Genomic DNA, 26,897 nt, shown 5'->3' with positions numbered 1-26,897 from the left:
GGCACGTGGCATGCCTGACCATCCCCAGGGGGACTCGCTACTACGTCGCCAGCACGCTGCGCGGCGAACTCGTGCGTGTGGCCCAGGTGCTGGAGGTGGACCATGAGTAAGTCCGTTCACTACTGCGAAAACTGCGGCAGCCAGGACGTGGAAATCATGGTCTGGGCCATGTGGAACATCCAGGACCAGGCCTGGGAATTCACCAGCGACGACGGCGCAGGACCGACCTACTGCAATGCGTGCGAACTGCACGACGTAAGGGTTGTTCACGGCACGAAGGAAAGGGCGGATGACGTAGCCAGGGCGTACGCGGACCAAGGGGAGGATGGCGATGAAGAATGAAGCGCAGCTGCCAGCAGGGAATTTGGTTATGAATACCCCGCCCCCAGCGCTTTCCAACGCCGATCTGGTAGCTCGAGCCTTGGAGGCCTTTGGATCTTTGGGTTGGGACGAGCCAATGAGAATCCTCGTGGGACATTTCATTGTTGCCGACTTGGTCATGCTCGATAACGTGAAAACGCTGGACGCAATAAGCAGGAACGAGTCCAAAGAAGCACTCATCCGTTGGATTGTCTACCGCTTCTGCGGCGTACTGCCTGTGGGTGTTGATATTCACGAGCGCACCCTTTGGCTGATCGAACTCTGCCAAGAAGGCGAAGACGAGAAAGCGTTGCGTCTCTTGGAGAACGGCGCTGATATTGACTTGAAGCTGCCTGGGGTTTGGCCGGCATGGCGATACGCGAAGAAGAACCGGGAGCGATTGCCCCAGACGTGGTCGTGGATGAAGCGCAAGCGGCTGGGTGAAGTTGCGTGCAGGCGGCGGGTTGAGATGGTGGCAGCGGCGTCTAGGATGGTTCTCTAATGCGAACCGGTACGCAGAAAGCCGGGAAATGCAGTCCGAGGTCCGGGGTTGCAAAGTGGCAAAAACAACCCCGGACTGCACAAAAAACCCCTGTGAAACAGCACTGTGTCCGGGGTGTCCGGGGTTGGAGCCGTTTCAAAACTTTTAGCGAGAAAAAGGGCTGCTGAGCGCGTTGAGCTCGTTGGCAGGTCCGTTGGATTCGCCATTGGGCCACTCCATCAGGTCGAGAGCGCGACCCAAACGCAGCGCCGCATCCGAGACGGCGGTGTGCAGGAGGGGCGGAAATTCTTCCGTCATGTCGGCCTCGATCGAATCGCTGTGACTCGCAGCAAACGCTTGACCACGCCTGTCTAACAAGGTGCCTTGTACGGTCCGCACACCACCAACCGGAGCACCTTTCGATGGCAGACAATACCGATGACCGAGGGCCCCAGGACCGTGCGCGTGTAGCAATGGGACAAGACCATGAAGTGCGGTACTGGTCCGAAAAGTTCGGCGTAAGCAAGGAGAAGCTGCAGGAAGCGGTGGATGCCGTCGGCAACTCCGCAGCAGCCGTCGAGGAGTACCTCTCCGGACGCTGACAACGGGCCGCCGGTGCCGGCGATGCCCTAGCCAGTCGATGGAATGGAAAGCGGCGCCGCGACTAATGGCCCGTCGTCGTAGCGTTTCACCTGGTCCAGTCGTTGGCCCGCGACGGTCGGATGCGAACGTCGCGCGGCCAGAGTGCGCCAGCCATGCCACGCCACGCCCGCCGAACGCCGGCCATCAGCCCGGCGTCCGGGCGGGCGGCGGTTACCTGCAGCGCGCACTCTCTCCGAGATGTCCGCCGAGTTCCGTATACATCGCACCCTTTGTCCTGAGACCTGCTATCTGAGACGGTCGTGCTTGAAACCGTCCACATTGAATTCGGCAACGAGCGCGCCTTCCTGGAAGATGTCCACTTCTATCCGGACCGTCTTCGCCTTCCCAAGGCGCTGTACGAAGTCGTTATAGCCCGGAATGAACACGGTATCCGCGCTGTTGTCGGCTGGCTCCGTCCCGGTGAGGGTCCTCATCGGACCATCATCAAAGCGCACTCGCACACGGCATCTGTCGAAACTGTGGCAGAGGATCTGCCCGTGCTCGATGCTGAAGATGACGTCATTCCCGTGGCGAGGGTGACGCCGGAGCGTCAGTGTCGCGTGCTGGCGCTCGTTGTACGGGAAGCCGAACTGGAAGCTGTTTGTACTGCGAACCCGGGCCGACTTGGATTGGCGACCACTCATGTCGTCCGTGCGGGTCAAGTAGCTCCACTGGGCGCCGCGGCTTTCTTCGACAATCTCGGCCTCCAGTTGGGCGATCAGCGCCTCAGCTCGTTGGCGGTCAGGCGCCGTGGGATGGCGGGCGACAAGAAGGCGGGCCGACGCTAGCCGGGCGCGTCTGTTTGCCCCTTCGTCATCGATGGCACGCACAAGGCTCGCCAGCTCGGCTGCCGGATCTGGGGGAGAAGGTGTAACTGTTTGTGTCGCAGGCGCCGTAGCGCTTTGTGTGCTGTCCGTCATCATTGCGCCCACGACGGCGACGAGGATCATGACGGCCATGATGGCGACCAGAATTTCCGGCCATCTGAGGGGTTGCTTGGTGAGCCCTTGCTTGGACGGCTGATGGGGCGGAGGTGTGGCGACAGGGGCCACGCTCGACGCGTGTGCAGGTACGCGGCCTACATGTTCCGCATCCGCCGGTAGGCCGCAGTGAGGGCACGCCGGCGCCTTGTCGCTGATTTCCCTACTGCATTCGGGGCACCTGATGAGGGCCATGGTCTCTCCTTAGTCCGTCCCGGTTTCGTCCAGTGAAGCTCTTTCAGGTTCCTGTCTTGCGCTCGTTGTCGGTCGCCAAAAGATCGTTCGGTCGCAGCAAGCCGAGCACGGACACACGCCAGCGCAGCTGCGTGACGGGAGCGCCATCACCGTGCTGTTTACCGACGTCGAGGACCACGGCGTGCTGACGGCCCTCGTGCGTCGGCGACCAAGTGGCGCCCACGCGCTGTTGTAGCCCCAACTCGGCAAGGCGCTGGTTCACTTCGCGAGCCGTCTGTCCTAGATGTCGGCCGAGTTCGGTCGCGCTGAAGTGCACATCGTCCGAGCGCAGGCCGACAACGCCCAGCAGGGCGACGGGATCGATGCCGCTGGTGCGTTGGACCGCGCGAGCCGCCGACAGGATGGCCTGGTTGCCGTCGAGTCCGCACTGGACAGCCAGAGCCCGCGCCGCGGCGAATTCGGGCAGCAGGGAGGCGATCCGCTGGCTGGTGGCCTGTGCAAGGCGGGCCGCCAGTGCCGGGTCCAGCCATCCAGCGTAGGCGAGGGCAATCGGCAGGGGGTGCCAGGTCCCGGGCGGCGCGGCTGCCACACCCAGCTCGCTGTAGGCCCGCAGGCCGGCGTCACTATCGAGGAAGGCCGCGGGCGCACGGGCGGGGGCGCCGCCGGCCAAGGCATGCAGCTGGCCGAGGTCGCAGCGTTGCTTGTGGTCGATCTCGAACACGTCGTGCACCTCGTGTGGCGGGTTAGGGAGCGCCAGGGGCAGGGGGAACGGAACTCTCGACAGCCGGTCTCGCCGCCGCTGCGTCGCGCACGGCCGCGGCGAGCTTGCCGATCTCGGCGTGCGCCGTGGCCAGGTGGCTCGACATCTCCTTGAGCTTGCCCTCCACCTCGGACTTGGCGTCTTGCGCCCGTGCGAGCAGCTTGGCGTTGAGCTCCAACTGCATGTCCAGGCGGTTGCGCGCCTTCTCGGTCGCGGCGAGGCGGTCTGTCGCGGCGGTGGCTTCCTCTCGGATCGCTGCAAGCTGCTGGCGAAGCTGGCCTTCAATGTCCCGATGCCGTGCCTGTTCGGCCGCACGCTCCTGCTGCAAGGCATCGAAGGCCTGCAACGCCGCCTCGAGCCGCACCTGGGTCTCGCCGCGGGCCCGCTGGACATTGGCCAGGTTCTCGGCAGCGGCCCGTGCCTCCTGCTGCGTGTGGTCGCGAAGTGTGGCGAGGGCCTCGTGCGCAGCGGCAAGGGCACCGTCCCGGTCGGCGAGTTCCTGGCGTACGGCCTGGAGTTCCGCCTGCAGACGCGCGCGGCTGGCAGTGAGCTCGCGCTCGAGTTCGTCGGCACGCGACAGGGCCGCGGTGCCGGTGCGCGCGGCCTCGAGGAGCTGGTGCTGGAGCGCGTGCACGCGCTCCTCGGCCTCGGTCAGGCGCGTCCCCAGGTGGGTGATGTGGTCTCGCTGGGTCTGCTCGCGAACCTCGAGATCACGTTCGCGCCGCGCAAGATCCTGCTCGACGTGATCCAGGCTGGCCTGCCGTTCGTCGAGAACCTGCTGCTGGCGCTTGGATTCCGACTGGATCCGTTCCATATTCGCGTTGGCGAAGGACTCGAACTGCTGCGCCATCCGATGGGTCGCGATGGCCTGTTCGGGGGGCACGCCATCCAGGAGCTGGCTGATGCTACCGCTGTACGTCGACCACCACTCGTCGAGGTAGCGTTGGATGACAACCGGGCTGCCCCGCGTGCTGCCGTCCTGCTTGTCGCTCGACAGAAGCTGGCGGATCGAGACATGGGTCGGCGTGCGCCCGGCGCGCACCAGGCGGCCGATGACGGCCCAGACTTCTTCCTGCTGTATAGACGCGGCGCGTCCCATCCGAACGATTCCCCGTAACGCGTGACCGCGCTGACGGCGCCACCGTACCTGCTTTTGGCCTTTTTTGCAAGCGTAAAACGCTACGTATTACGTTATACAGATACGTCTGACAATGGATACTGTAGGACGTAGAAAAAACGGATAGAATTCCGTCCGTCCAGCCAGTGCTGGATCCGCTAAAGGGGTCGTAGTGCGGCCACGTCGCCGCCGAGGAGCAAACAGGATGGGAATCGACACCACCCAGGAACATCAAGCGCTGCTGCAGTTCCAGTCGCCGGCCGACGCTGCGGCGTTCGCCGATCTACTCCGCGCCTGCACAGCCGACGATACGCTCGTTGCAGAGTTCGATCGCCTGACAGGTTCGAATCTACGCCTGGAAGGCGGACCCCTCAATACCGCAATCGACCGCTCGTCGGGGCGCACGGAGACGGAGCTTCAGCGCTTCGCCGCGTTCGTTTACGACGTCGTCTGGTCCAGGCTCCCGGATAAGCCGGGCTCAGCATGCGCTTGACACCGGGCCGACAGGTGTTCGGTCTCGAGCCCACGGTGCTGAGAACTGGTGTGCAAAAGCTCTTGGACCGGTGCGACCCCGACCACCCGCAGTTCAAGCCGGCGGACCTTGTCGCAGCGCTAGGGTGCCCGCGCACGGCGGCGGAGCTGCTCCCGCGGTTACAAGCCGCTGGCATGGTCAGCGCCGCCAATGAGCCGGGCGTCTTCAAAGCAGAGCTTCCCTTGATCCGTATCGGCGCTGCGGCGCTCAATCATGGGGTTCAGCCGAGATACGCGTAAAAATGCCCCACAGAACTCAAATAATTCTTTCGTCGTAATAACTTAGCCGATATTTTTCTTCTCGGCCGGTTGCGCCAGAAGATCGAGCGTCGGGCACGGTGCGCCTGTCACCACGTGGCGACACTCCTCCACCAAATGCTCAAGGTCGACTTCCAATTGTCGTAGCTCATCCAGACGCCGCCGTACCTCGGCCAATTTCTGTTCGGTCAGCCGCCGAGTCTGCTCGCAAGCGCGTTGGCCTTTGACCTCCAACAGCCCCGCTATCTCGTCGAGACTGAACCCCATCGCCTGTGCTCTGCGAATGAACTGAAGTCGGCCGACTTCGTTGGGCCCGTACCGGCGGACGCTGCCCATTGGGCGCTCAGGCTCCGGCAGCAGGCCTCGCCGCTGGTAGTAACGGACCGTTTCGACATGCACACCAGCGGCCGCGGCCAGCCGGCTGATTGTCATTACGTGGGTGGCCATCAGCTTGACTCCGTACTTAGGTACGGAGATTATCATGCCGGTATGGTCCAACCTCCCCCACAGTCCTCCCTGCCCGCCCTCTTGGGCGCCGCCGTCGCGGCCATTGGCGCGTCCGTGTGTTGCGTCGTGCCCCTGGTGCTGGTCCTGTTGGGTATCAGCGGTGCCTGGATCGCCAATCTCACTGCCCTGGACGCGTGGCGTCCGTGGTTCAGCGCGGCCACGTTGGTGTGCCTGGGCTGGGCGTTCTGGATGCTCTATGGCCCGGCCTCGCGCTGTCGCATCGACGGCGCCTGCGTCGATCCCTCGCGATTGCGACGCCGCCGGCGCTGGCTATGGATCGCTACCGGCCTGATCGCTCTGCTGCTGCTCTTTCCCTACTACATCGGTTGGTTCCTGTAGGAGTCCCACATGCGCAAGATTCTTCTCAGTTTGGTATTCACGGCATGGATGGGCTTGGCTTGGGCGGCTACCCCTAAGCAGGTCGTCCTGCAGGTGGAGAACATGACCTGCCCGGCGTGCAGCATCACGATCGAAAAGGCGTTGGATACAGTGCCGGGCGTGACGGCGAAGCGTATTGACACCCGAGCCGCCACCGTGACGGTGGCATTCGATGCCGAGCGCACCAACGCGGCCGCCATCGCGAAGGCCATCACCGACGCCGGTTTTCCAGCCACTGCAAAGGCGAAAGCGAACGGTGGCTGAGGTGCAGTTGCAAAGCACGCTCACGTGCCCGACATGCGGGCACCAGGCGACCGAAACCATGCCCACTACGGCGTGCCAATTCTTTTACGAGTGCTCGGCCTGCCACACGCTCCTGCGCCCGAAAACAGGCGATTGCTGCGTGTTCTGTTCCTACGGCACGGTACCGTGCCCGCCCATCCAGCAACATAGTCCCTGCTGTGGCAGTACCGGTTGACCCACGCTACGCCGCCAGGGCCAGCTCGATTTCGTACGGTTCCGGAAGCGCGTCCACGTCGATCAGGTAATCGCCGAACCGCTTCACGTGGCTGGTCACGTAGGGACTGAGCGCCGCCACGTCCTCCGGGGTGATCTTCCAACCCGCTCGCATCAGCGTCTTGATGATGCGGGTCTGTTCGACCACGTTATGAAAGATGACGGCGTTGGCGACCAGGTCGTTGTACTTGACCGCCTTCTCCTGTTCGAGCGGGTCGTTATCGGCGATCACACCCTCTCCGCCGAAGAAGAAATACTTCGAAAACCCATTATAGGCTTCGACCTTGTTGGTGGAGGCCGTGATCTGTTCGCGTAGCTCGCGATCGGAAATGTATTGCAGCAGGAACAACGTGCGCACCGCAGCACCGAGTGCCCGGAAGGCCTGGTACAGGCGGTTCTTGCGGCTGTAGTTGCCCAGCTTGCGCAGCAGCGTCGAGGCCGCGATCTTGCCGGACTTGATCGATAGCACGACCTGCATCAGATCCTTCCAGTGGGTCTCGATCAGGTCCCAGTCCACATCTTCCCGGAACAGCGCATCGATGTGCTCGTAGCGGCTGTCCTCGTCCGGACGGAAGAACCGGTAGTCGCGCCAGTTGCGGATGCGCGGCATCAGCTGGATGCCCAGCAAGTGCGACAGCCCGAATACCGGCAGCGACTGACCCTGGGTATCGGCATGGACGGTGTCGGGTTGGATGTCGGAGGTGTTCTTCAGCAGCCCGTCGATGATGTACACCGCTTCCCAGACGCCGCACGGGATGAAGTGACTGAAGAGCGCCACGTAGGTGTCGGACACATGGTGATAGGCAATGCCGCCGTAGCCGCCATAACGGATGTGGTACGACGCCAGCAGGTTCTGGTCGTACAGGTCGTACTTGGTGCCGTCGGCCGCGGCGCGCTTGCCATCGCCCCAGAATTTGGGAAGCTGCAGGCCGGCGTAACTGTTGATGATGTCGCGGCAGGCCGCTGCCAGCTTGTTCGCATCCACGTGACGGCGATTGACGAACGACAGCATGTGCGCCGACGCAGCGTCTCGCAGATGCCGTGCGGCCTGGGCCGGGCCGAGGTTGCAACCATAGGTAAACGCCGTCAGCACGTAGCGTTCGGTGGGCTGGTCGATCTTGGTGTCGGACCCGGACAGCGGTCCGAAATGCCGCGGCCAGCGGGTCCAGTGCGCCACGTCACAGAGGATCTCGATGACACTGCGCTCGCGCAGGCGGTCGAGGATCGCGGTCTCCAGGGCGCGAGCGCCGCTGCTCATGTCCTTGGCCTTGTGGCGCTTGAGCACCGGAAACCCGTCGTCGCCGATGATCACCTGGCCGTTCTCCAGGTAACCCTGATCCGTCAGGTCCGCGACTTGCATCAGCTTGGACTGCAAGGCATTGACGAATCCCACCGCGGAGGCCGGTAAACCCACTTGGCGACAGTAGTCGTCCAGCAACGGCTCGCACTGCTCCCAGGGCAGCAACTGCTCGCGGTAATCGGCGTAGGTTTCCGAACCGCGCACGGCCACGTCGCCGGATTTCAGTTCGTTGGCCAGTGAGGAGAACACGCACACCTCGAACAGGCGGCGGTGGATGCGTTCCTCGCCCTGCTCGGTGCGGTGGGTGATGGTCTTTCGCCAGAGCTGGGTCGTGAACGCCAGATCGACCGGTTCGTCCAGCCAGTCGCCGCGGGCACGCTCCTGCGACAGGATCAGCTCGATCGCGTCGATCAACGAACGGTCTTCGGTGGTGGATTCCAGGTCCAGCATGCGCACCATGCGCAGGATGGTGGCGCGGTGGCTCTTGTAGAACGGCCACAGCAGCGGCAGGTGGTTGTCGCCGCTGTGGGCGGCGATGGCATCGCAGTCAGCCTGCAGGGTCTGGACGCCCCCGCGCGTGCTGACCAGGCGGCGAATCTCCCGTCCTGCGTCGGTGTCGCCCGGGTGACGGTCGAGCACCTGGATCACATCCGACATCGTGGCGACGATGGCCTCGGTCTTCTCGCGGTAGCGCGCACGCAGCCGCTCCAGTTCCTCCTTGCCGCGGTTGTGGAGATTGCCCATGCGTTTGATGAACATCTCAGCTAGGTCGTCGCGGGTCTGCACCCGGGCGCGATGGATCAGGCACAGCAGCAGCGCGTGTCGTTTGGCCGGGCCGAAATCGCGCAACTCGGCAGCGTCCAGTACCCGGGCTTCGGCGGCGAAGTGCTTGCGCTTGAGTTCCGGCACGTCCGCCAGGTGCCGTTCGCTGCCGACCAACTCGTCCAACGCCGCGATGTGGTCGAGCAGTTCCTGGAAGTGCTGCAGAGAAGATCGTTTCGGCAGCCGCTTGATGGCCTGCAGCGGGCTCTTGATGCGAGCGTCGGTGACGACCAGCAGATCGTCCAGCCGTTGCTTCTCGTCCGCCGTCAGCCGCTTGTCGATGAGGGCGAAGTAACGGCCATTGACCAGGGTGCGAACTCGGCGGGCCAGGCGATCCAGGGCGGAGAACGCGGGCAACTCGATCCGGTCGCGTACGAGCTGTTCGATCGCCACATTGATCAGGTCGGCCGGATTGTCCATGACGGCGGCGGCTTCATGGATGGCACGGGCCGCCACGTCGAGGCCGCCGTCGGCATAGGCCCGGACCTGCAGATAGGCCCGGATCCGCTGGAAATAGCGGTAGCGCTTGTTCGGCGCGATGTCGGCGGGCTTGATCTGGACCCGGAACCGCAGCGCATTGCGGAGGTGCCGGATGACCCCTGCGGGCACTTCATCGATTGCGGGGAAATAGCCCAGTCGCTGGAAAGATTTCAGCAAGATTGCCAAGATCAATCGATGGCCGGGTTGCCGGGCATTGTCGGCAATGAAGGTCAGTTCGGCGTCGGTGGGCGTGTAGGCGACGACCAATTCGCGGACGACGGGATTGCGTTTGAACTGGGGATACGCGGTCCGTTCGATCGACGCCATTGAAGCCTCATTTGGTCAAGGTGCAGGTAACGCAGGCGGCGGCAGGCTCGCCTCGATACGATGGCGCGCAAATGGGTCGCTGCCGTCGAGGTAGCGCATCGCCGAGTGCACGTCGCGCCAGCCGACGTATTCCATCAATGCTTTCACGTCCCAGCCGTTCGCGTTGGCCCAACCGGCGAACCCGCGACGCAGGGAGTGGCTGCTGTACTCCTCCGCATCCGGAAGCCCGGCGGCGGTCAGCAGGCGGCGCAGCAGCGGGATCAGGCTATTCGGGTGCAGCGGCGTCTCGCTCACACGCCCCCAGCGGTCGATGCCGCGGAACAGCCGCCCCTCCGTCAGGGCGGCCGTGGTCGTCCAATCCACGATCGCAGTCACCGGGCACAATCGCGATAGCGCCGGCACCTTGTAGGTGGTGCCCAAGGCCTGACGGTCGCCTTTGCTGCGCGACAGGAAACAGGTCATCCCTTCGCCAGGGACCAGGTGCAAGTACTCGACTTGCACGCGGATCAGTTCATCGCCGCGGAAGCCGCGCCAGAAGCCGAGCAGGATCAGGGATCGGTCGCGGCGATGGCGCAGTTCGTCCGCGCGATCGCCGCGTTCGCGGGCGACCGAGATCGCAGTGCGGAGCCAGTCGTCGACCTGCGTCAGTCGGGTCAGTTGTAAAGGCTCGGCCTGCTTCTCCACCGAGGGGTGCACCGTCTGGATGCCCTTGAGCACTTTGCGCACCAATGGCGCGCGGGTGGGATCGACGAACCCGTGCTCGCGATGCCAGGACGCCAGCGCAGCTAGCCGCTGTCGGAGCGTGTTGTTCGCCAACAGCGCGGCGTGATCGGCCAGATAACGGGCCACGCTGTCCGGCGTGGCTGGCAGGTGGCCGCCCCATTCGACCTCGAAGTGCCGCAGCGCCGAGGCGTAGCTGCGCTGCGTGTTCTCGCGTTCGGCGGCCTTTAGGTACCGTTCCAAGGTCATGGGCGGCACCCCGGATCGGCGCACGAAGTCACATCGTGGCCCGTGTGCCGCAGTGCCCCCAGGATGGTGCATGTTCCGCGCTCGCCGCCAGCGCACTGGGCAATCACTCGCTCCAGTTCGCCCGCCATGCGGGTCAGCGCCTCGATCCGCTGATGGATGTCGGCCAAGTGCACGCGCGCCAGCGCATCGACGTCGCTGCACGACAGCTTCGGATCGTCGTTCAAGCGCAGCAGGCTGCGGATCTCCTCCAGGCTGAAACCCAGTTCGCGCCCGCGGCTGACGAACCGCAACCGCTCCACGTCTGCCAGGGTGTAGGCGCGATAGCCGCTCCCGGTCCTGTTCGGCGATGGGATGAGTCCCACGCGCTCGTAGTACCGGATGGTTTCCAGGTGGCAGCCGCTGGCGGCGGCGGCTTCGCTGATCTTCATGGGCACCCCGCTTGAGTCTGTAGCGGCTACGGACTTTACCCTGAGTCGACCCTCACTGCCACCAGACCAGGGAATCCCGGGAAAAGGGCGCGCTGTGGATTGCACTGGTGCCGAATGCCGCGATGGCCTTCATTGGCTGGAGGATTGCCTAACCCTGTGGCCTGGCCGCCAATGGACTGGATCTGCTAGTGGACGCAACCGGTGTATGCGATCGAGCTGATCGCGATTGAAGTCTTGATATTGGCTAACGGAGTTGGTGATGTCTGATTGCGGCGACTGTGGAAATATCGTGGATGTGGCGTCGATGCAAGCCTCACAGCGACGCACCTTGAAAATCGTGCTGGCCATCAATCTCGCCACCTTCGTCATGATGATGGGCGCGGCTTGGTTCAGCCGTTCTTCCTCACTGCTGTCAGGTGGGCTGGACAACCTTGGCGATGCCCTCACGTACGCGGTCAGCCTGGCCGTCGTTGGCTCGTCCCTGCAGACCAAAGCCAAAGTTGCCTTCCTCAAAGGGCTGCTGATCCTGGGCGCAGCAGTTGCGGTCGCGGCCCAGATCGCGTGGCGGCTCAAGAACCCCGGCGTGCCTGTATTCGAGGCGATGGGACTGGCGGGGGTGCTGAACCTGTCCGCCAACGCATTCTGCCTCTGGCTGCTGACCCCGCATCGAAACGGCGACATCAACCTGTCCTCCGCCTGGGAGTGCTCCCGGAACGATATCTATGAGGGCTGCGCGGTCTTGTTGGCGGCTTTTGCGGTGTGGGTGTTCGGGGCGGGCTGGCCGGACCTGGTAATCGCCTCCGCCTTGCTGCTGCTGTTTCTGCGATCCGCCGTCCGAGTGATGCGCGGTGCGCGGCAGGAACTCCGTGGCACCAGATGCGTGTCGTGCCAGGAAGAGAGTGGCGGGCCTGCAGTCGGTTGAGGTCTTCGACCGGCGTTGTAATTGTATCCGGATACGCGAGCCTGATATTTTGCGAAAGATGTACCGTCCCCTTCTCCGACTGAGAGGTTTTATCGCCGCGCTGCTTGTCGCAGTGATGGTGATCGTGCCTGTGGCCGATGCTTTCGTTTGCTCGTTCGAAGTCGACACTCACGCAACGAGCGATCACGCTGGACCAGCGCCCCAGGATGAGGCTGGTGAGGGCGACGCTCCGGACAGCGCGCATGGTGGTTGTGTCCACAACCATTGCCATCATTCGACAGCCAATTTCTTCGGCAGTGCCGCCGTTGTTTACCCCGCCGCGCACGTCGTTCAGCACGCACAGCATGACCCAGGTCGTGCATCTGCGCTGTCCGAAGGACCGATGAGACCTCCGCAGAGCTGACGTGCCGTGCCCGTCATGACGGGCTCCCACGTCAACTTTTGCTTCTGGAGTTCCCATGCTCACGCAACTTGTCCGACCGCTCCTGGCGGTCGGGTTGCTGGTGACTGCCTTGCTGTTCGCCTCGCCCTCGTTGGCGGTCGAACCGGTCGTCGATACCGCCCCGACCTACGAAGATCTGATCGCTCGACTCGACGCACTGCCGTCATCGCTCGAGGCCGTTGCCCGATACGACGCGGCCGTCGCCCGCGCCGACCAGGCGCGCGCCTTGCCCAACCCCTCCATCGCGTACGACATGGAGCACGTTTACGGCACCGGTCCGTACAACGGCATCGGCAACGCCGAAACGACCCTGTCGATCAACCAACCTCTCGAACTGTTCGGCCAGCGCAGCGCCCGGGTCCAGGCGGCGCGCTCTGACGCCGATGCTGCGGGCCTGCGACGCGAACAAGTCCGCTGGCAGGTCGCAGCTCAGGTGGCGCTGGTCTACGCGGAGGCCGAAGCCGCGGCACGGCGACACGAGCTCGCGGCCGAGGCCCTTTCCCTGACCGAGCAGGATGCGCGCGGGGTCGCCGCCATGGTCGAACAAGGGCGTGAAGCCACCCTGCGGGACATCCAGGCGCAGAGTGAGGTCGCGTCCGCCAGGGCTGCGGTTGATGAGGCCAGCGCCCTTCGGGACGCCGCCTTTGCGCGGCTGTCGGCGATAGCCCTGCTCGACCGGCCGGTCCAGGCCATCGGCGCGAGCCTGCTTGATCGCGCGCCGGGGACGCCGCAAGCAGGCGACGCCGATCCGTTGGCGGTCCAGGTCGCCCAGGCTGAACTCGTCACCGCCGGTCGGCTGGTGACGGTCGAAAGGCGCCGCGCCCGCCCGGATGTCAACGCCTCTCTTGGCATGCGCCGATATCGTGACACCGACGATGAGGCGTTCACGGTCGGCATCGAACTGACCGTCCCGCTGTTCGATCGCAACCGGGGCGGTATCCGCGCTGCCTACGCTGAGGAGCGAGCCGCCGAAGCCCGACTGATCGCGCAGCAGCAGGAAGCGCGAGCAGGCCGGTTTGCCGCCGTGGCGGCGCTTGCCGCGTCCGGCAGCCGCACGCGCGCCGCCGACAACGGCGTCGCAGCCGCCGAAGAGGCCTATCGCCTGTCCCGCATCGGCTTCGAGGCCGGCCGTATCTCGCAGCTGGAACTTCGCAGCACACGTGCGGCGCTGATCGCCTCGCGCAACGCCGCCGTGGACGCGCGGATCGCGCGCGTCCGTGCCGAAATCGACCTGGCGCGCCTGGAAGGCCGCGCCCCGTTTGGAGATTCCCGATGAGAACCGATACCAGGCGACTGATGATGTTCGCCGCGGCGCTCCTGTTCGCCGTCCTCGCAGGCTACGGCATTGCGAAGCTCACCGGCGGGCAGGACGCTGGCCCCAGCCCTGCGGGTCATGTCGACGGTGGCGGCCAAGACGAACATGGCGATGAAGAGGCCGAGGGCGAAGAAGGCTTGGTGGTCCTCACGCAACCGCAGATCGAAGCGTCGGGCATCCAGGTCGTGGCTTTGGGCCGCGGCGGTGGCGGCGAGACACGCCTGAGCGGTCGCGTCGAGTCCGCCGTTGGCGCCCGGGCTGCCGTTGCAGCCTCCGTTGGCGGCCGCGTTGAGCGCGTCGTCGTGGCGCCTGGCACCCCCGTGCGCGCCGGCCAGCCGCTCGCCGTGATCGTCAGCGGCGAAGCGGCGACCATGCGGGCAGGCGCCGATGCCGCACGCGCGGAGGCCCAGGCGGCCCGGTTGGTGTATCAGCGCGACCAGTCCTTGGTCACCCAGGGCGTGGTCGCACGGCAGGAACTCGAAGCCTCGCGCGCGCGCTCGCTGGCAGCCGATGCGGCTGCGCGGGCTGCCGCGGCCCAAGTCGCCGCGGCCGGCTCACCGGATGCAGGCGGCCGCGTGACCATCACCACTCCCGTGGCCGGCATCGTCGGCGCGGTGCAGGTGACGCCAGGCGGCTTCGTCGCCGCGGGTGACCTCGTGGCGAACGTGTCCGATCCTGCGCAGACCGAACTGGTCTTTTCCGCGCCGCCCGCGCTCGCCGCGCAGATCGCGCCTGATGCGCGCATCGAAGTTACCGGGGCCACGGAGAGCTTCAGCGCCGTCGTGATCGGCGTGGCCGCCGACGTACGCGAACAGGGCGGCATGGCGATTATCCGTGCACGCCCTGAATCCGGGACGCTGCCGCCAGCGGGTTCACCGGTGTCCGGTGTCGTGGTGGCGGCAGGCCAGGACGACACGCTGACCGTGCCGGTCGATGCCGTGCAGACGGTGGAAGGTCGCTCGGTTGTGTTCGTGACCGATGAAAAAGGCTTCCGCGTAACCCCTGTGCTCGCAGGCCGCCGCGCAGGCGACCGCGTCGAGATCCTCAACGGGCTGTCGGGCGACGAGCGCGTCGCTGGCAGCAACGCGTTCCTGCTGAAAGCCGAACTCGCCAAGGGCGAGGCCGAACACGGCCACTGAGGACCCGACATGTTCAAGATCATTATCGAAACAGCGGTCCGCTTCCGATGGGCCGTGGTCTTCGCCGCGGCGGTCATCGCTGTCTACGGCTTGTTCCAGCTCGGCAGGCTGCCCGTCGATGCGGTTCCGGACATCACCAACCGGCAGGTGCAGATCAACACCATTGCGCCCGCGCTCGCCCCGGGCCAGATCGAACGCCAGATCACCTATCCGCTTGAAACCGCGCTGGCGGGCATCCCCGGACTGACCAGTACGCGCTCGCTCTCGCGCAACGGGTTCTCGCAGGTCACGGCGATCTTCACCGACCAGACCGACATCTACTTCGCGCGCCAGCAGGTGGCCGAGCGCATGCGCGAGGTGCAGGAGGATCTTCCCGAGGGCGTGACGCCGATGATGTCGCCGGTCACCACCGGCCTCGGCGAGGTGTTGATGTGGACGGTGGACTACGTGCCGTTCGACCCGGCGAACGTCAGTAAGCCGAACGAGCCTGGCTGGCAGGCCGAAGAGGTCTACCTGACTCCGGAAGGCAACCGGCTTGCGACGGCACAGGAGCGCGCAACCTACCTGCGCACGGTGCAGGACTGGATCATCGCACCGCAGATGCGCTCCACCGCCGGCCTTGCCGGTGTCGATACGATCGGCGGCTACGTCAAGGAATACGCCGTCCGCCCGAATGCCGAGCGGCTGGCGGCCTACGGCATCGGCTTGGGCGAGCTGGTTCAGGCGCTGGAACGCGCCAACGTCCAGGCCGGTGCGGGCATCGTCCAGCGCGCTGGCGAAGGCCTGATCGTTCGGGCAGATGCGCTGGCGCAGACCGTCGGTGATCTGGCACAGGCGCCGGTCGCCAATCGCGACGGCCTTGTGATCCGCGTCGCGGACGTGGCCAGCGTCGGCATCGGACAGGCGCCACGGCTGGGTGCCGCGACGCGGGACGGCCACGAAGCGGTGCTCGGGACGGCGTTGATGATCGCCGGCGGCAACAGCCGCACGGTGGCACTCGCGGCCGCGGAGCGCCTGACCGAAGTCAACCGCTCACTGCCCCCGGGCATCGTCGCCGAGCCGGTGCTCGACCGGAGCGTGCTGGTCAATTCCACGGTCAGGACGGTAGCCAAGAACCTGACCGAAGGGGCACTGCTCGTCATCGTGGTGCTGTTTTTGCTGCTGGGCAACATACGGGCGGCGGCGATCACCGCACTGGTGATCCCGCTGTCGTTCCTGTTCGCGGTGATCGGGATGAACCGCTTCGGGATCAGCGGCAATCTGATGAGCCTGGGTGCACTCGACTTCGGCATCCTCGTCGACGGTGCGGTGATCGTGATCGAGGCCACCCTGCTCATGCTCGGCCAGAAACGGGCCGAACTGGGACGCGCACTTTCCGCAGGCGAGCGAGTGGGCGTGGCGATCCGGGCAGCACGCAAGATGGTGCGACCGGCGGCGTTTGGTCAGCTCATCATCCTCCTGGTGTTCGCGCCGATCCTCACGCTGGAGGGCGTGGAGGGCAAAACGTTCCAGCCCATGGCCGCGACCTTCATGCTGGCCCTGGTCGGCGCGTTCATCCTCTCTTTCACCTTCGTGCCGGCGATGGCCGCGCTGTTCGTGCGTGATCCCAAGCCCCGGCCCGCGCCAGCAGCGCCGCCGCGTGAAAAGGACAACAGCCACGAAGGCAAGCACGACGGCGAACACGAGACCCGAATCATCCGTTTCGTGCGCGGCAAGGCCGAACCGGTCATCCGCGCTGCGGTGATGCGGCCGCGCCGCGTGCTGATCGGGGCGGTCGCCATGCTCGCCATCGGCTTCGCCGCATTCGCTTCGTTGGGCCGGGAATTCATGCCGACCCTCGACGAGGGCAACTTGGCGATGCAGGCCTTGCGGGTGCCTTCCGCCTCGCTGGAGCAGTCGCTGGCGATGCAACTTTCGCTGGAGAAAGCCATCACCGGCGAGCCGGAGGTCGAGACGATTTTCACGCGGACAGGCACCGCGGAGGCCGCGATCGATCCGATGCCGGTCAACATCTCCGATAGCGTGATCGTGCTCAAGCCGAAAGCCGAGTGGCCGGACAGGTCGGTGGACAAGGAAGCGCTGATCGGCCGACTTGAGTCCATTGTCGACAAACAGATTGGCAATGCGTTCGAGTTCAGCCAACCCATCGAACTTCGCTTCAACGAGCTGATTTCCGGCGTGCGCACCGACCTTGCTGTGATGGTGTACGGCGACGACTTCGACGTCCTTCAGCCGGTCGCAGAACGTATCTCGGTCCATCTGCGCGGCATCGACGGCGCGGCCGACGTTCGCGTGGAACAGGTTTCTGGCTTGCCTACGCTGACCGTGCGGGTCGATCATGCGGCGGCGGCGCAGTACGGCCTGAGCGCGGCTGACGTCAGCGAGGCGCTGGCGACCGGCGTTGGTGGCACCGCGGCCGGCCAGATCTTCGAGGGCGATCGCCGCTTCGACGTGGTTGTACGGCTTGAAGAGGACGCACGCAACGATCCGGCGCAGCTCGCAGCCTTGCCGGTGGTCGCGCCCGACGGCACCGTGGTGCCGCTGTCCTCGGTCGCGCGCATCGCTGTCAGCGAAGGTCCCAACCAGATCAGTCGCAACAACGGCAGCCGCCGCATCGTGGTCCAGGCCAACGTGCGTGGCCGGGATCTGGGCGGCTTCGTCCAGGAAGCCCAGGCCGCCGTTGCAGACGTTTCCTTGCCTAGTGGCGTCTACTTGGACTGGGGTGGCCAGTTCGAGAACCTGCAGCGTGCCGAAGCACGTTTGGCTCTGGTGATCCCTATTGTGTTCCTGATGATTGGCAGCTTGCTCTACATGGCACTCGGGTCGATCCGCGAGGCAGCGCTGGTGTTCCTCTGCGTGCCCCTGGCACTGGTCGGAGGCGTACTGGCACTGCTGGTGCGCGGCATGCCGTTCTCGGTGACGGCGGCGGTGGGCTTCATCGCGGTCTCCGGTGTTGCCACGCTCAACGGTCTGGTCCTGATGCAGGCCATCCGCGAGCGGCTCGAGGCTGGAGATGCGCCATTGGAAGCGGCGACCACCGGCGCCGCCAACCGTCTGCGCGCCGTGCTCACGACGGCGCTGGTGGCCATCGTCGGCTTCATTCCAATGGCGATCGCGGTCGGTGCCGGCGCCGAAGTGCAGAAGCCGCTGGCCACCGTCGTCATCGGCGGGTTGATCACGGCGACAGTGCTGACGCTGGTGGTGCTGCCCACCTTCGCGGCGCGGGCCATCGCGCATCGTCCGAAGCGGCACGCGACATGACCCCGAATCTGGCCCGGCAAAGGAGTGTTCTGCGGCAGGTCTTGTTATGGAACCTCGCGCTGTTCGCAGGACTGGGGGTGGCAGGCTGGGTGGCCGATTCCAGCGCGCTGCTCGCCAATGCCCTCGACAACGGTTCGGATGCGGCCGTCTATCTGCTGAGCTACCTTGCCCTCGAGCGCCGCCCCACCTGGAAGCGGGGAGCGGCGAACGTGTCGGGGGTCCTTCTGTTGATCTTCGCGGGTATGGTGCTGGCGGACGTGGTCCGGCGATGGATGTATGGGGCCGAGCCGCTCGGCCCCGTCATGATCGGACTGGCGCTCGTCGCCGGAGCCATCAATCTGTGGTGCCTGGTGCTGCTGCGCCGCCTCCGTTCCGACGACGTGAACATGAAGGCGGCCGAGACCTTTAGCTTCAACGACTTCATTTCGAATGGCGGCGTGGTCGTGGCCGGGGTACTGGTGCTCTGGCTCGGGTCGTCCTGGCCGGACCTGGTGGCAGGTGCCTTGATTGCTGCTGTCGCGTTCAAAGGCGGCATCGAGATCCTGCAGAGCGTCCGCGAGAACAAGCGATCCGATGGATAGAGTTCGGCCATGCCGCCGTGGCCTGCCGACGGGTCTATGCACAAGACGCTTGCGCAGGCGCGACACCAGCGCTCGAATCGTGGGAGAACAACAATGACCGGAAAGCTCCGCATCGACCTGCAGATCCTGCTACCGCAGGTGCCGGACGAGTCCGACGCCTGCGTCAGGCGGCTGATTCACGACCTGGAAAGCCGCGATGGCATTGTGCAGGTGCACTTGCGCGCGGGATCGGACGGCACGCCGACGCAGTTGTGCGTCCACCATGACCCGGACGTCGTGCCACTCGCCCGCATCCGCGAGATGGTCGAGCGTGCCGGCGCGGCGATCAGCGAACGCTACGGTCATGCTCTGTGGGAAGTGAAGGGCATTGGCCACCAGCGTCGTGCGCGCACCGTCGCCGAGCAGCTCAGGTCGCTTGGGGGCGTACTCGAAGCCGAGGCCAGCGCGGCGGGCATCGTCCATGTCGAGTTCGACCGCCGTGAGGTGTCCGAATCGCGCATCCTGAACGTGCTAGCCAGCATGCAGGTTGTCCCGGTAAAGACTCTGAATGACGATCAACATGCACATGGAGAAGATGAGGCGCGCCACGTCCACCGTGAGGGCGACGACCATTTGCATGGCACCGGTGGGGAGTCGCACGCACATGCGGGGCTGCTGGGGCCGAACACGGAGATGATCTTCTCGCTGGTATGCGGCAGCTTGCTCCTCGCTGGCTTCCTGATGGACAAGTCCTTTGCCGGCGCGCCTGCCTGGCTGCCGTTAGTCTGTTACGTGGCGGCATACTTCTTCGGCGGCTTCTATACGCTCCGTGAGGCGATCGACAACCTGCGCCTGAAGCGCTTCGAGATCGACACGTTGATGCTGGTGGCCGCAGCCGGTGCCGCGGCGATCGGGTCGTGGGCCGAAGGCGCGTTGTTACTGTTCCTGTTCAGCTTGGGCCACGCCCTCGAACACTATGCGATGGGCCGGGCGAAGCGCGCCATCGAGGCCTTGTCTGAGCTCGCCCCGGCCACCGCGACCGTACGACGCGACGGCCGGATACAGGAGATCGCAGTTGAAGAACTGGTTGTCGGCGATGTCGTCCTGATCAAGCCGAACGAACGCCTGTCCGCCGACGGCTTTCTCGTACTCGGTACCTCCAGCGTGAACCAGGCACCGGTGACCGGCGAAAGCATCCCGGTTGACAAGCGGCCCGTGGACGACCCCTCGACCGCGCGCACACGGCCGGATAGCGTCGATGCCGCCTCACGGGTGTTCGCCGGGACCATCAATGGCAGCGGCGCAATCGAGGTCGAGGTCACGCGCAAGTCCACCGATTCGGCCTTGGCGCGAGTGGTCCAGATGGTCAGCGAGGCCGAAACGCGGAAGTCGCCGACCCAGCGCTTCACCGACCGGTTCGAGCGCATCTTCGTACCTGCGGTGCTTGTGTTGGCCTTCCTGCTGTTGTTCGCGTGGGTGGTCGTCGACGAACCCTTCCGGGACAGCTTCTACCGCGCGATGGCGGTGCTGGTGGCCGCCAGTCCCTGCGCGCTGGCCATCGCCACGCCCAGCGCGGTGCTGTCAGGCATTGCCCGCGCGGCCCGCGGCGGCGTGCTGATCAAGGGCGGCGCGCCTTTGGAGGAACTCGGTTCGCTGAGCGCGATGGCCTTCGACAAGACGGGCACCCTGACCGAAGGGCGTCCACGTATCACCGATGTGATCCCCGTTGGCGGAGTAACGGAAGAGGAACTGCTTATCGTTGCGACCGCAGTCGAATCGCTCAGCGACCATCCGCTGGCCGCAGCAATCGCCCGGGATGGCCGCGAGCGGCTGGGTCGGCGCGAGATCCCGGCCGCCAGCGGGCTCGAGAATCTGATCGGACGCGGCGTCACTGCCACCTTCGACAACGAGACGGTCTGGATCGGCAAGGCCGAGATGTTCGGCGCCGACGGCGTCGCACCGCTGGGCGAGTCCGCGGCGGCCGCCATCGCGCAACTGCGTAGCGCCGGACGCACCTCAATGGTCGTCAGGCAGGGGGAGCGCGATCTGGGCGCCATTGGCCTCCTCGACACTGCACGCGACGGTGCGTCGGAGGCGCTGAAGGAACTACGCGAACTCGGAATCACCCGCATGATCATGATCTCCGGCGACCATCAACGGGTCGCGGAAGCGATTGCATCGGAAGTTGGCCTTGATGAAGCCTGGGGCGACCTGATGCCCGGGGACAAGGTGGAAGCCATCCGCAAGCTGCGCGCGCAGGACAAGGTCGCGATGGTGGGTGACGGCGTCAACGACGCGCCTGCGATGGCCAGCGCCACGGTCGGCATTGCGATGGGCGCCGCTGGTTCCGATGTCGCCCTGGAGACTGCGGATGTCGCGCTGATGGCCGATGACCTCCGCCACCTGCCATTTGCGGTGGACTTGAGCCGTCACACGCGCAAGGTGATCCGTCAGAACGTGTTCGTCAGCCTGAGCATTGTCGCCTTCCTCGTGCCCGCAACGATTTTGGGCTTGGGGATCGGACCAGCAGTCGCTATTCACGAAGGATCCACCTTGCTCGTGGTTTTCAATGCGCTGCGGCTGTTGGCGTACCGAACCCACGTTGGCTAGACGCGGCAGGGCTCATGAAGAGAGCCTGCGCGCCCTTGACCGCTTTTGCTTCTCGTCAGCACGCTGCCGGCCATGATTCTGACAAACGGAAAATGCAGCGCTTACCGAGCGCTAGCACGCGGCGGCACATTCCAGTTTCGTACTGAATGCCCCCCCTGGTGCAGGCCTCAGGCGGCTGACACGGGATAAACCACTATTATCCCGCTTCAAAATACGGTCAAATTATTGCCCGTTCCGTAACTTGATTGGTATGTAATGTCGTGGTATGTAATACATTACGAAATAGTCGGAGAGCGCGATGGCACGCGGCGGCCTGTACAAGAGCGACATCCAGAAGGCCCGCGATACGCTGCGGGCGCAGGGCAAGCACCCCTCGGTGGACGCAGTGCGGGTGACGTTGGGCAACACCGGTTCCAAGACCACGATCCACCGCTATCTGAAGGAGTTGGAGGAAGAGGAAGGGCAAGGCCTGGGCGCCAAGGTCGCGGTCAGCGATGCTTTGCAGGATCTGGTCGGCCGGCTCTCCGGGCGCCTGTACGAGGAGGCCGAGGCGGTCGTCACCGAGGCTCGTCAGCGCTTCGAGGCGCAACTGCATGAGCGTAGCCAGTCGTTGGAGCGTGCCCAGCAGGAAGCGGAAGCGCTGAGCGCCCAGCTCCAGCGCGTTGAAACCGCCTTGCACGAGGAAAAGACAACGCACGCCGCTACCCAGCAGGCCTTGGCCGAACAGGTGACGGAGGTCGCGCAGCTCAGCGAACGCATCGCCGGCCTGATCGCCCGTGTGGCCGAGCACGAGGCCCATGCGAAATCGCTGGAAGAGAAGCATGCCCACGCCCGTGAGGCGCTGGAGCATTACCGGACCTCGATGAAAGAGCAGCGCGAGCAGGAGCAGCGCCGCCACGAGCACCAGGTGCAGGAGCTGCAGGTGGCCCTGCGCCAAGCCAACGAGGTGCTGATGGTCAAGAACCACGAGCTGTTGCAGCTCAACCGCGATAACAGTCAGTGGCTGGAGCGCCACACCCGCCTGGAGCGTGACCTGGCGCAAGCGCTGCAAGCCGCAGACGCGCAACTTCAGGAACTGGATGCGCTGCGGCTTACGGCGACTGAGCACCAGGCCTTGCAGGCGCGCTGGGCGCAGGACGCCCAACTACTGGAGACTGTCCGTGCCGAACTGGACAGCGCTCGCGCCGATCTGGCGAAGGAGCGGGAGCGTCGCGAACAGGCAGAGGTCGAGGCGTTGCGGGCCGGCGTGCGTTTGACCACGCTGGAGCAGTTGATGACGCAACTGCGACCCGATCGCGCTGACGGATCGGGCACCCAAAAAAAACCGGCAACCAAATGAATCTACGAGGGAAAATAGATTCTATGGGGCATTTTTACACGTATCTCGGCTGAACCCCAATCATGGAATCCCGCGGTCAGAGGCCGACAAGCTCATCGCACTGTTACTCCAAAAGGTGCAGGAGATCGAAGCCAACCCCCACATCTACTGGCACCGGGTGAGCAAGCTCGCTGTCTTCGGGTCCTATCTGACGGACGCCCCCGTTCTTGGCGACATCGATGTGGCCTTCGACGTCGAGCGGGTCGTTAGGAGGGCGGATGTCGAACGTGACGGGACATGCGTCTATGACTTCTTCGCGCAGTCCAGTCGGCGGCTGGCCAAAACAAAGGTGGCATTGCGCCTTCGCAGGCCGGAGAAGATGAGCCTGCACCGTTATGACGAGCTCAAGAGCTTGGGGACGCCGTACAGGGACCTGATATGACCGCGAAGCGTCGCAGCAGGGCCAAATCACCCTTCCTCCCCTCACGGGCGGGCCAGGCCAAATTGGAGCCCACCTCCGGGCTGGCGATGGCCCTTCGTGAGCTCCCGGACGCATCCGGCGCCTTGGATGGACCTGTCCTTCAATCCGACCTCCCCGTGCAGATCCCCGGCCTTCGTGTTGAGCTGACACAGGAGCAGATCGATAACGCCGTGGAGACCTTAAAGGTCCACTTCGAAAAGAACGTCGACCCCTACGCCGAGAACAGCCGGCGGGGCATGCGCTCCGACTGGCGGCACTGGGCGGCATTCTGCGCGCAGCGCGATCGCGTGGCCATGCCGATCAGCTTCGAGGACCTGAGCGAGTTCATAGACGCCCTTATTGACGCCGGCTACCAGCGTGCATCCCTCGAGCACATCCTGTTCACCCTTGGCGAAGCGTCGAGGTTCTGGCAGTGCCCGAACCCGACTGACACGCACCTCTGGAAAGACTTGTGGCGCGATCGGCGCCGCAACCGGCTGAACAAGCGCCAGCACCAGGCAGCCAGCATCAACACCGAGGAGGTGGAACTGGTGCGGGAGAGCATCAACACGGACGACGCCCGATCCATCCGCGACGCGGCATTTGTTGCCTGCGCCTACGACATGCTCGCGCGTTCTTCGGAGATGGTCGCGATGCTATGGGAGAACATCACGTTCGACGTGGACGAGGAAGGTGGGGCGACGTACCTGTTGGACTCGTCGAAGACGGATCAGGAAGGTGTGGGTGAGATGACCTACCTGACACCGGAAACCGCCACCCTACTTCGCGCGTGGAACGAACATCGGGATCAGGAAAACACCTTTGTCTTCCACGCCCTGCCCCGGTTCAAAGGGCAACGGATCGACACCACGCGCCCCCTCAACGTGCGCGAGGTCAGCCGTATCTACGAGCGGGTCTCCAAGAAAAACGAGATCGCGAAGGCTCTATCGGGTCACTCCGCACGCGTGGGTGCGGCCCAGGACATGACCAGGGCCGGCATGGACCTGGCGGCCATCATGCAAGCAGGCCGATGGAAAACCCCTCAGATGCCTGCCCGCTACGCCGAGCGCGAACTGGCCGCACGAGCCGGAAAGAACCGCCGCGATGCCCTCCGCAAGCTCAAGCGCTGACGCGGCGCCAGCCCGCCATCTTCGCACGTCCAAGGCTTCCCGAAACACGTTTCATTTTGACGCATCGAGCCCGCCGCGCTGCGGAATCCGGTGGTACTGTCAGGTTGCCTGGCATGGCTCAAGGTGGCACATGGATATCGATGACGAACACTCGGGTCGACCACGCCTGCGCAGGGGACAACTGGGAAGTCTCAAACTGGAGCTAGGACCAAATGCAAAGACGACACGTGCAGGGTAACTCGATGTTCCGTTGGGTGCTCATGACTGGATTGTGCGCAATTCTCCCTGTCCATGCCTTTGCCAACCCCCCTGGCGGCGAGCCAGACGGGATCTCGAAAGCGGCAATGGAATCGGCCGAATGGGCTGCTAAACACGCTGACGAAGCCGGCAAAAGAACGCCGAGCAGATGGTTGACCGTCTATGAAGATGACATGGTTTCTATCGAATTCGATACGAAAACCCAAGTCTCTGAGCGTGGGCAGGTGCAAGTGTGGGTCAGGATGTTGCACGCCCAACCGCAGGAATTAGGGGATTACGGAAGCTACGTTGAGCTGACAAATCACAACACCTATTTTTGCGGGGCAAGGGAAGTGTCGACAAAGACTATGGCCGCTCGGGACGCTGCGGGGGCAGTTGTCGGTTCAGTGACGCTCGAGTCGTGGGAGATTGAGCGGGAGCCCGTACTGCCGGAATCGCTGGGCGAAGCCGCATACGAGGCCGCTTGCGAATAGGCGGTCTACCCCGCGATTGCTTGCTTGGCTTCGGCTGACAGTCGATCCTCGAAGCACGATTCGTGACCTCCACTGGCGAGTACCCTTCGGCGGCGCCTGATTGCATCCACGTCGTTACCGGATCCGTCACCCCCGGGGCGCTGTGCGTGCTCCTGCGGTCAAGCACGCCGGCCTGTACTGATTGGAGCTATGTCGTGCAGAACTGCTCGGGTGCCATTTCAGGACTACTGGCGCGGGCGCTCTTCGGAACCCCGGTCGGCAAGGTGTGTTCGCTGCCCGGCAGCCATGAGCGGTACGGCGCGCTCGCATCCCGACCCAAGTGGTATCGGACTTCATCCACGACGACATTGATGAGGTACATGTCGCCGCGACAAGGCCGCACGCTCGTGACGCGATAGAAGACAGCACTCCAGTTTTGATTGAAGTAGTTGTCGCGGGCATTCCAGCTCGGACCCGCCTGGCTCGAAATCTCCTCGGCGGTCAACGGAATGAAAAACGCGAGGTCGCCCGGGTCAACCCTGTGTGTTCCCACCCCGTAGATGCGGGTAACGACGTTAGGACCCGCCAGGAAGCCCAGATTGTTCGTAAAGGCTTGCTTTGAAAGCTTGAGCATGACGCCACCCTCGACGCCTACCCAATGACCCTCCCCGCGAAAGTAATACTTGTCGGTTGCGCTGAGCACACTGACGCGCTCCTGATAGGAGGCAACTGCTTCTTCCCTGCTCGCCGCCGCATTCATGGCATCCACAGCGTCCGGGTTGACAAGCTGTCGACCGCCGACGATTTGACCTTCCATTCTCAGACAGTCGCTGGGAACGGCGTCGGGTGCGTCATTTCGTCCGGCTTTAGCGAGGACGATGTAGCGAGGGTCACAGGTGGAGATGCCGCGGGAAGACGCCGGCAGCCACTGCCCCTGCCCTCGCCTGACATGGGTATATCCCTCGAGAACAGGGGGGATAAATTGGTGATCCTCCGGGTAGAAGCGCCCAGCCGCCAAGCTTTGGTTGTGGCCCATCATGGCGACCTGAGCTCCGCTGACTGGATCGATGCGATTGATCCTGGGCCTCCGTTGACCCCCGCGGCCAGGATCCCTTTCATATTCCATTCCGACCGGGGCAGTGATGTCATCCACGCCATGTCCCAGACATCGATCGTTTGAGGTTTGGACACATCGATGACGGGCTCTCGCGCCACTGCAGTCGGTGCGACCAGGCAAGCGAGGAGTCCAAACAGGATGAACTGCTTCATGTGCTTCCCCTATTATGGATTACGCATCTGGACTAACTGTTGCTGAAAAGAAGCTCCACGGGTACTTGGAAAGCCAAAATCTAAACCGCCACCGTTTTGCATTGTTCCTCAGCGGGTAAAGGTTTTCTTGCAGCGATCGCATTTGTATTCATCGATTTCGAGTACATGCTCGTCGACGGCACTTCCTGCCGCCGCTCCGGTCGCGACCCCGGCTGCGCCGCCGGCAAGGGCACCCATCACCCCCCCGATAACTGCACCTGCCGCGATACCGACCGCGATACCTTTCGGGCCAGCGAATCTACCCAAGGAAAGTCCAGCCTTGGCGCCCGCAGTTGCACCCGCCACGCCCCCTGCCCAGCCTCCGCACGCACCCGCCACGCCCCCCGTGATCGCAAAGGGTTTTTTCGCAACACTATGCTTTCGGACCGACGGCGAATCACAATGTGGGCACTTCATCGCGCGCTCCTTGCTCGTGGAGTGAGGTTCCAGAGCATCAGGACTTCCGGCGCTTCTTGTCGCCTTCCTTCTGAGCAGGCGTGCGATCTTCTCCCCGATTACCTCTGTGGTCGTGACCGCCACCACTTTTCTGCCCACCGTAGGGCACCACGCCAGCTCGCGTCGGATCAACGCTCCTGCTCTTAAACAGCGCCATCGCTATCACCCCTGTTCCGTCCGATTGAGAGTGCGGGTCTACCGCTTGCCTAAGTGTA

General features: G+C 64.3%; 25 protein-coding genes and 1 pseudogene. 17 read left to right on the top strand and 9 right to left on the bottom strand.

Annotated elements, in window-relative coordinates:
- Positions 1 to 102: 102 nt before the first annotated feature.
- The 3 genes from LDO11_RS09010 (at position 103) to LDO11_RS09000 (ending at position 1,443) form a co-directional block, all read left to right on the top strand.
- Complete coding sequence (locus LDO11_RS09010) at positions 103 to 342, top strand: hypothetical protein (protein WP_232141246.1); 240 nt, start codon at positions 103 to 105, stop codon at positions 340 to 342.
- The gene (locus LDO11_RS09005) at positions 332 to 862 is read left to right on the top strand and encodes a hypothetical protein (RefSeq protein ID WP_232141245.1); all 531 of its coding nucleotides are present in this window, start codon (positions 332 to 334) and stop codon (positions 860 to 862) included. Before LDO11_RS09010 ends, LDO11_RS09005 begins: the two co-directional genes overlap by 11 nt.
- A 401-nt stretch (positions 863 to 1,263) precedes the next feature.
- Positions 1,264 to 1,443, top strand: a complete 180-nt coding sequence (locus LDO11_RS09000; RefSeq protein WP_232141244.1) for a DUF3606 domain-containing protein — start codon at positions 1,264 to 1,266, stop codon at positions 1,441 to 1,443.
- Positions 1,444 to 1,728: 285 nt separating this feature from the next.
- Here the strand turns inward: LDO11_RS09000 and LDO11_RS08995 are convergent, their stop codons facing one another.
- The 3 genes from LDO11_RS08995 to LDO11_RS08985 form a co-directional block, all read right to left on the bottom strand.
- Entirely contained in the window at positions 1,729 to 2,442 is a 714-nt protein-coding gene (locus LDO11_RS08995) for a hypothetical protein (protein ID WP_232141243.1), read from the bottom strand.
- 259 nt (positions 2,443 to 2,701) lie between these two features.
- Positions 2,702 to 3,379: a hypothetical protein gene (locus LDO11_RS08990; RefSeq protein ID WP_232141242.1), complete on the bottom strand. Its 678-nt coding sequence runs from the start codon at positions 3,377 to 3,379 to the stop codon at positions 2,702 to 2,704.
- Between the two features lie 22 nt (positions 3,380 to 3,401).
- A complete protein-coding gene (locus tag LDO11_RS08985; protein WP_232141241.1) occupies positions 3,402 to 4,517 on the bottom strand; it encodes a DNA-binding protein in 1,116 nt (371 codons plus the stop codon).
- Positions 4,518 to 4,740: 223 nt separating this feature from the next.
- On the opposite strand from LDO11_RS08985, the gene LDO11_RS08980 reads away from it, so the two are divergent.
- Entirely contained in the window at positions 4,741 to 5,028 is a 288-nt protein-coding gene (locus LDO11_RS08980; protein WP_232141240.1) for a hypothetical protein, read from the top strand.
- Between the two features lie 320 nt (positions 5,029 to 5,348).
- Here LDO11_RS08980 and LDO11_RS08975 read toward each other — a convergent pair whose 3' ends face one another.
- Positions 5,349 to 5,771, bottom strand: coding sequence for a MerR family transcriptional regulator (locus LDO11_RS08975; RefSeq protein WP_133322067.1), 423 nt, complete (start codon positions 5,769 to 5,771; stop codon positions 5,349 to 5,351).
- On the opposite strand from LDO11_RS08975, the gene LDO11_RS08970 reads away from it, so the two are divergent.
- The 3 genes from LDO11_RS08970 to LDO11_RS08960 are packed head-to-tail and all read left to right on the top strand — an operon-like array spanning position 5,718 to position 6,687.
- Complete coding sequence (locus LDO11_RS08970; protein ID WP_338419429.1) at positions 5,718 to 6,170, top strand: mercuric transporter MerT family protein; 453 nt, start codon at positions 5,718 to 5,720, stop codon at positions 6,168 to 6,170. The two genes, LDO11_RS08975 and LDO11_RS08970, sit on opposite strands and share 54 nt — an antisense overlap.
- 9 nt (positions 6,171 to 6,179) lie before the next feature.
- Entirely contained in the window at positions 6,180 to 6,473 is a 294-nt protein-coding gene (locus LDO11_RS08965) for a heavy-metal-associated domain-containing protein (protein ID WP_096209249.1), read from the top strand.
- Entirely contained in the window at positions 6,382 to 6,687 is a 306-nt protein-coding gene (locus LDO11_RS08960; RefSeq protein WP_425480060.1) for a GDCCVxC domain-containing (seleno)protein, read from the top strand. The genes LDO11_RS08965 and LDO11_RS08960 overlap by 92 nt, the downstream gene beginning before the upstream one ends.
- 6 nt (positions 6,688 to 6,693) lie before the next feature.
- Here LDO11_RS08960 and LDO11_RS08955 read toward each other — a convergent pair whose 3' ends face one another.
- The 3 genes and pseudogenes from LDO11_RS08955 to LDO11_RS08945 all read right to left on the bottom strand — a co-directional run bounded on the left by LDO11_RS08955 (position 6,694) and on the right by LDO11_RS08945 (position 11,051).
- A complete protein-coding gene (locus LDO11_RS08955; RefSeq protein ID WP_232141239.1) occupies positions 6,694 to 9,654 on the bottom strand; it encodes a Tn3 family transposase in 2,961 nt (986 codons plus the stop codon).
- A gap of 18 nt (positions 9,655 to 9,672) precedes the next feature.
- Positions 9,673 to 10,623: pseudogene (locus LDO11_RS08950) on the bottom strand (site-specific integrase); the annotation flags it as partial.
- Positions 10,620 to 11,051 carry a MerR family transcriptional regulator gene (locus LDO11_RS08945; RefSeq protein ID WP_144817111.1) on the bottom strand — a complete coding sequence of 144 codons (432 nt, stop codon included), beginning with the start codon at positions 11,049 to 11,051 and terminating at the stop codon, positions 10,620 to 10,622. The pseudogene LDO11_RS08950 and the gene LDO11_RS08945, both read right to left, overlap by 4 nt.
- A gap of 259 nt (positions 11,052 to 11,310) precedes the next feature.
- Between LDO11_RS08945 and LDO11_RS08940 the strand changes: the two genes are divergently transcribed.
- The 10 genes from LDO11_RS08940 (at position 11,311) to LDO11_RS08895 (ending at position 24,939) form a co-directional block, all read left to right on the top strand.
- Positions 11,311 to 11,973, top strand: a complete 663-nt coding sequence (locus LDO11_RS08940; RefSeq protein WP_232141238.1) for a cation efflux transmembrane domain-containing protein — start codon at positions 11,311 to 11,313, stop codon at positions 11,971 to 11,973.
- Between the two features lie 458 nt (positions 11,974 to 12,431).
- Positions 12,432 to 13,691 (top strand): TolC family protein, encoded by a 1,260-nt coding sequence (locus tag LDO11_RS08935; protein WP_232141237.1) that lies wholly within the window; start codon positions 12,432 to 12,434, stop codon positions 13,689 to 13,691.
- Positions 13,688 to 14,869, top strand: a complete 1,182-nt coding sequence (locus LDO11_RS08930) for an efflux RND transporter periplasmic adaptor subunit (RefSeq protein ID WP_232141236.1) — start codon at positions 13,688 to 13,690, stop codon at positions 14,867 to 14,869. The genes LDO11_RS08935 and LDO11_RS08930 overlap by 4 nt, the downstream gene beginning before the upstream one ends.
- Before the next feature lie 9 nt (positions 14,870 to 14,878).
- Positions 14,879 to 18,130, top strand: a complete 3,252-nt coding sequence (locus tag LDO11_RS08925; protein ID WP_232141235.1) for an efflux RND transporter permease subunit — start codon at positions 14,879 to 14,881, stop codon at positions 18,128 to 18,130.
- Positions 18,127 to 18,711 carry a cation efflux transmembrane domain-containing protein gene (locus LDO11_RS08920; RefSeq protein ID WP_191122637.1) on the top strand — a complete coding sequence of 195 codons (585 nt, stop codon included), beginning with the start codon at positions 18,127 to 18,129 and terminating at the stop codon, positions 18,709 to 18,711. The genes LDO11_RS08925 and LDO11_RS08920 overlap by 4 nt, the downstream gene beginning before the upstream one ends.
- Before the next feature lie 93 nt (positions 18,712 to 18,804).
- A complete protein-coding gene (locus tag LDO11_RS08915; protein WP_232141234.1) occupies positions 18,805 to 21,300 on the top strand; it encodes a heavy metal translocating P-type ATPase in 2,496 nt (831 codons plus the stop codon).
- Between the two features lie 298 nt (positions 21,301 to 21,598).
- On the top strand, positions 21,599 to 22,639 hold the full coding sequence (locus tag LDO11_RS08910; RefSeq protein ID WP_232141233.1) for a DNA-binding protein: 1,041 nt from the start codon (positions 21,599 to 21,601) through the stop codon (positions 22,637 to 22,639).
- A 157-nt stretch (positions 22,640 to 22,796) separates the two neighbouring features.
- Positions 22,797 to 23,060 (top strand): hypothetical protein, encoded by a 264-nt coding sequence (locus LDO11_RS08905; RefSeq protein ID WP_232141232.1) that lies wholly within the window; start codon positions 22,797 to 22,799, stop codon positions 23,058 to 23,060.
- On the top strand, positions 23,057 to 24,208 hold the full coding sequence (locus LDO11_RS08900) for a tyrosine-type recombinase/integrase (RefSeq protein WP_232141231.1): 1,152 nt from the start codon (positions 23,057 to 23,059) through the stop codon (positions 24,206 to 24,208). The genes LDO11_RS08905 and LDO11_RS08900 overlap by 4 nt, the downstream gene beginning before the upstream one ends.
- Positions 24,209 to 24,552: 344 nt before the next feature.
- Entirely contained in the window at positions 24,553 to 24,939 is a 387-nt protein-coding gene (locus LDO11_RS08895; RefSeq protein ID WP_232141230.1) for a surface-adhesin E family protein, read from the top strand.
- 187 nt (positions 24,940 to 25,126) lie between these two features.
- Here the strand turns inward: LDO11_RS08895 and LDO11_RS08890 are convergent, their stop codons facing one another.
- Both LDO11_RS08890 and LDO11_RS08885 read right to left on the bottom strand, forming a co-directional pair.
- Positions 25,127 to 25,957 (bottom strand): hypothetical protein, encoded by an 831-nt coding sequence (locus LDO11_RS08890; RefSeq protein WP_232141229.1) that lies wholly within the window; start codon positions 25,955 to 25,957, stop codon positions 25,127 to 25,129.
- A complete protein-coding gene (locus tag LDO11_RS08885; protein WP_232141228.1) occupies positions 25,954 to 26,187 on the bottom strand; it encodes a hypothetical protein in 234 nt (77 codons plus the stop codon). Before LDO11_RS08885 ends, LDO11_RS08890 begins: the two co-directional genes overlap by 4 nt.
- Positions 26,188 to 26,897 lie beyond the last annotated feature (710 nt).

Source organism: Alterluteimonas muca (genome assembly GCF_021191595.1).
Classification (GTDB): Bacteria; Pseudomonadota; Gammaproteobacteria; order Xanthomonadales; family Xanthomonadaceae; genus Luteimonas; species Luteimonas muca.
This window is presented reverse-complemented; position numbering and strand designations above follow the sequence as displayed.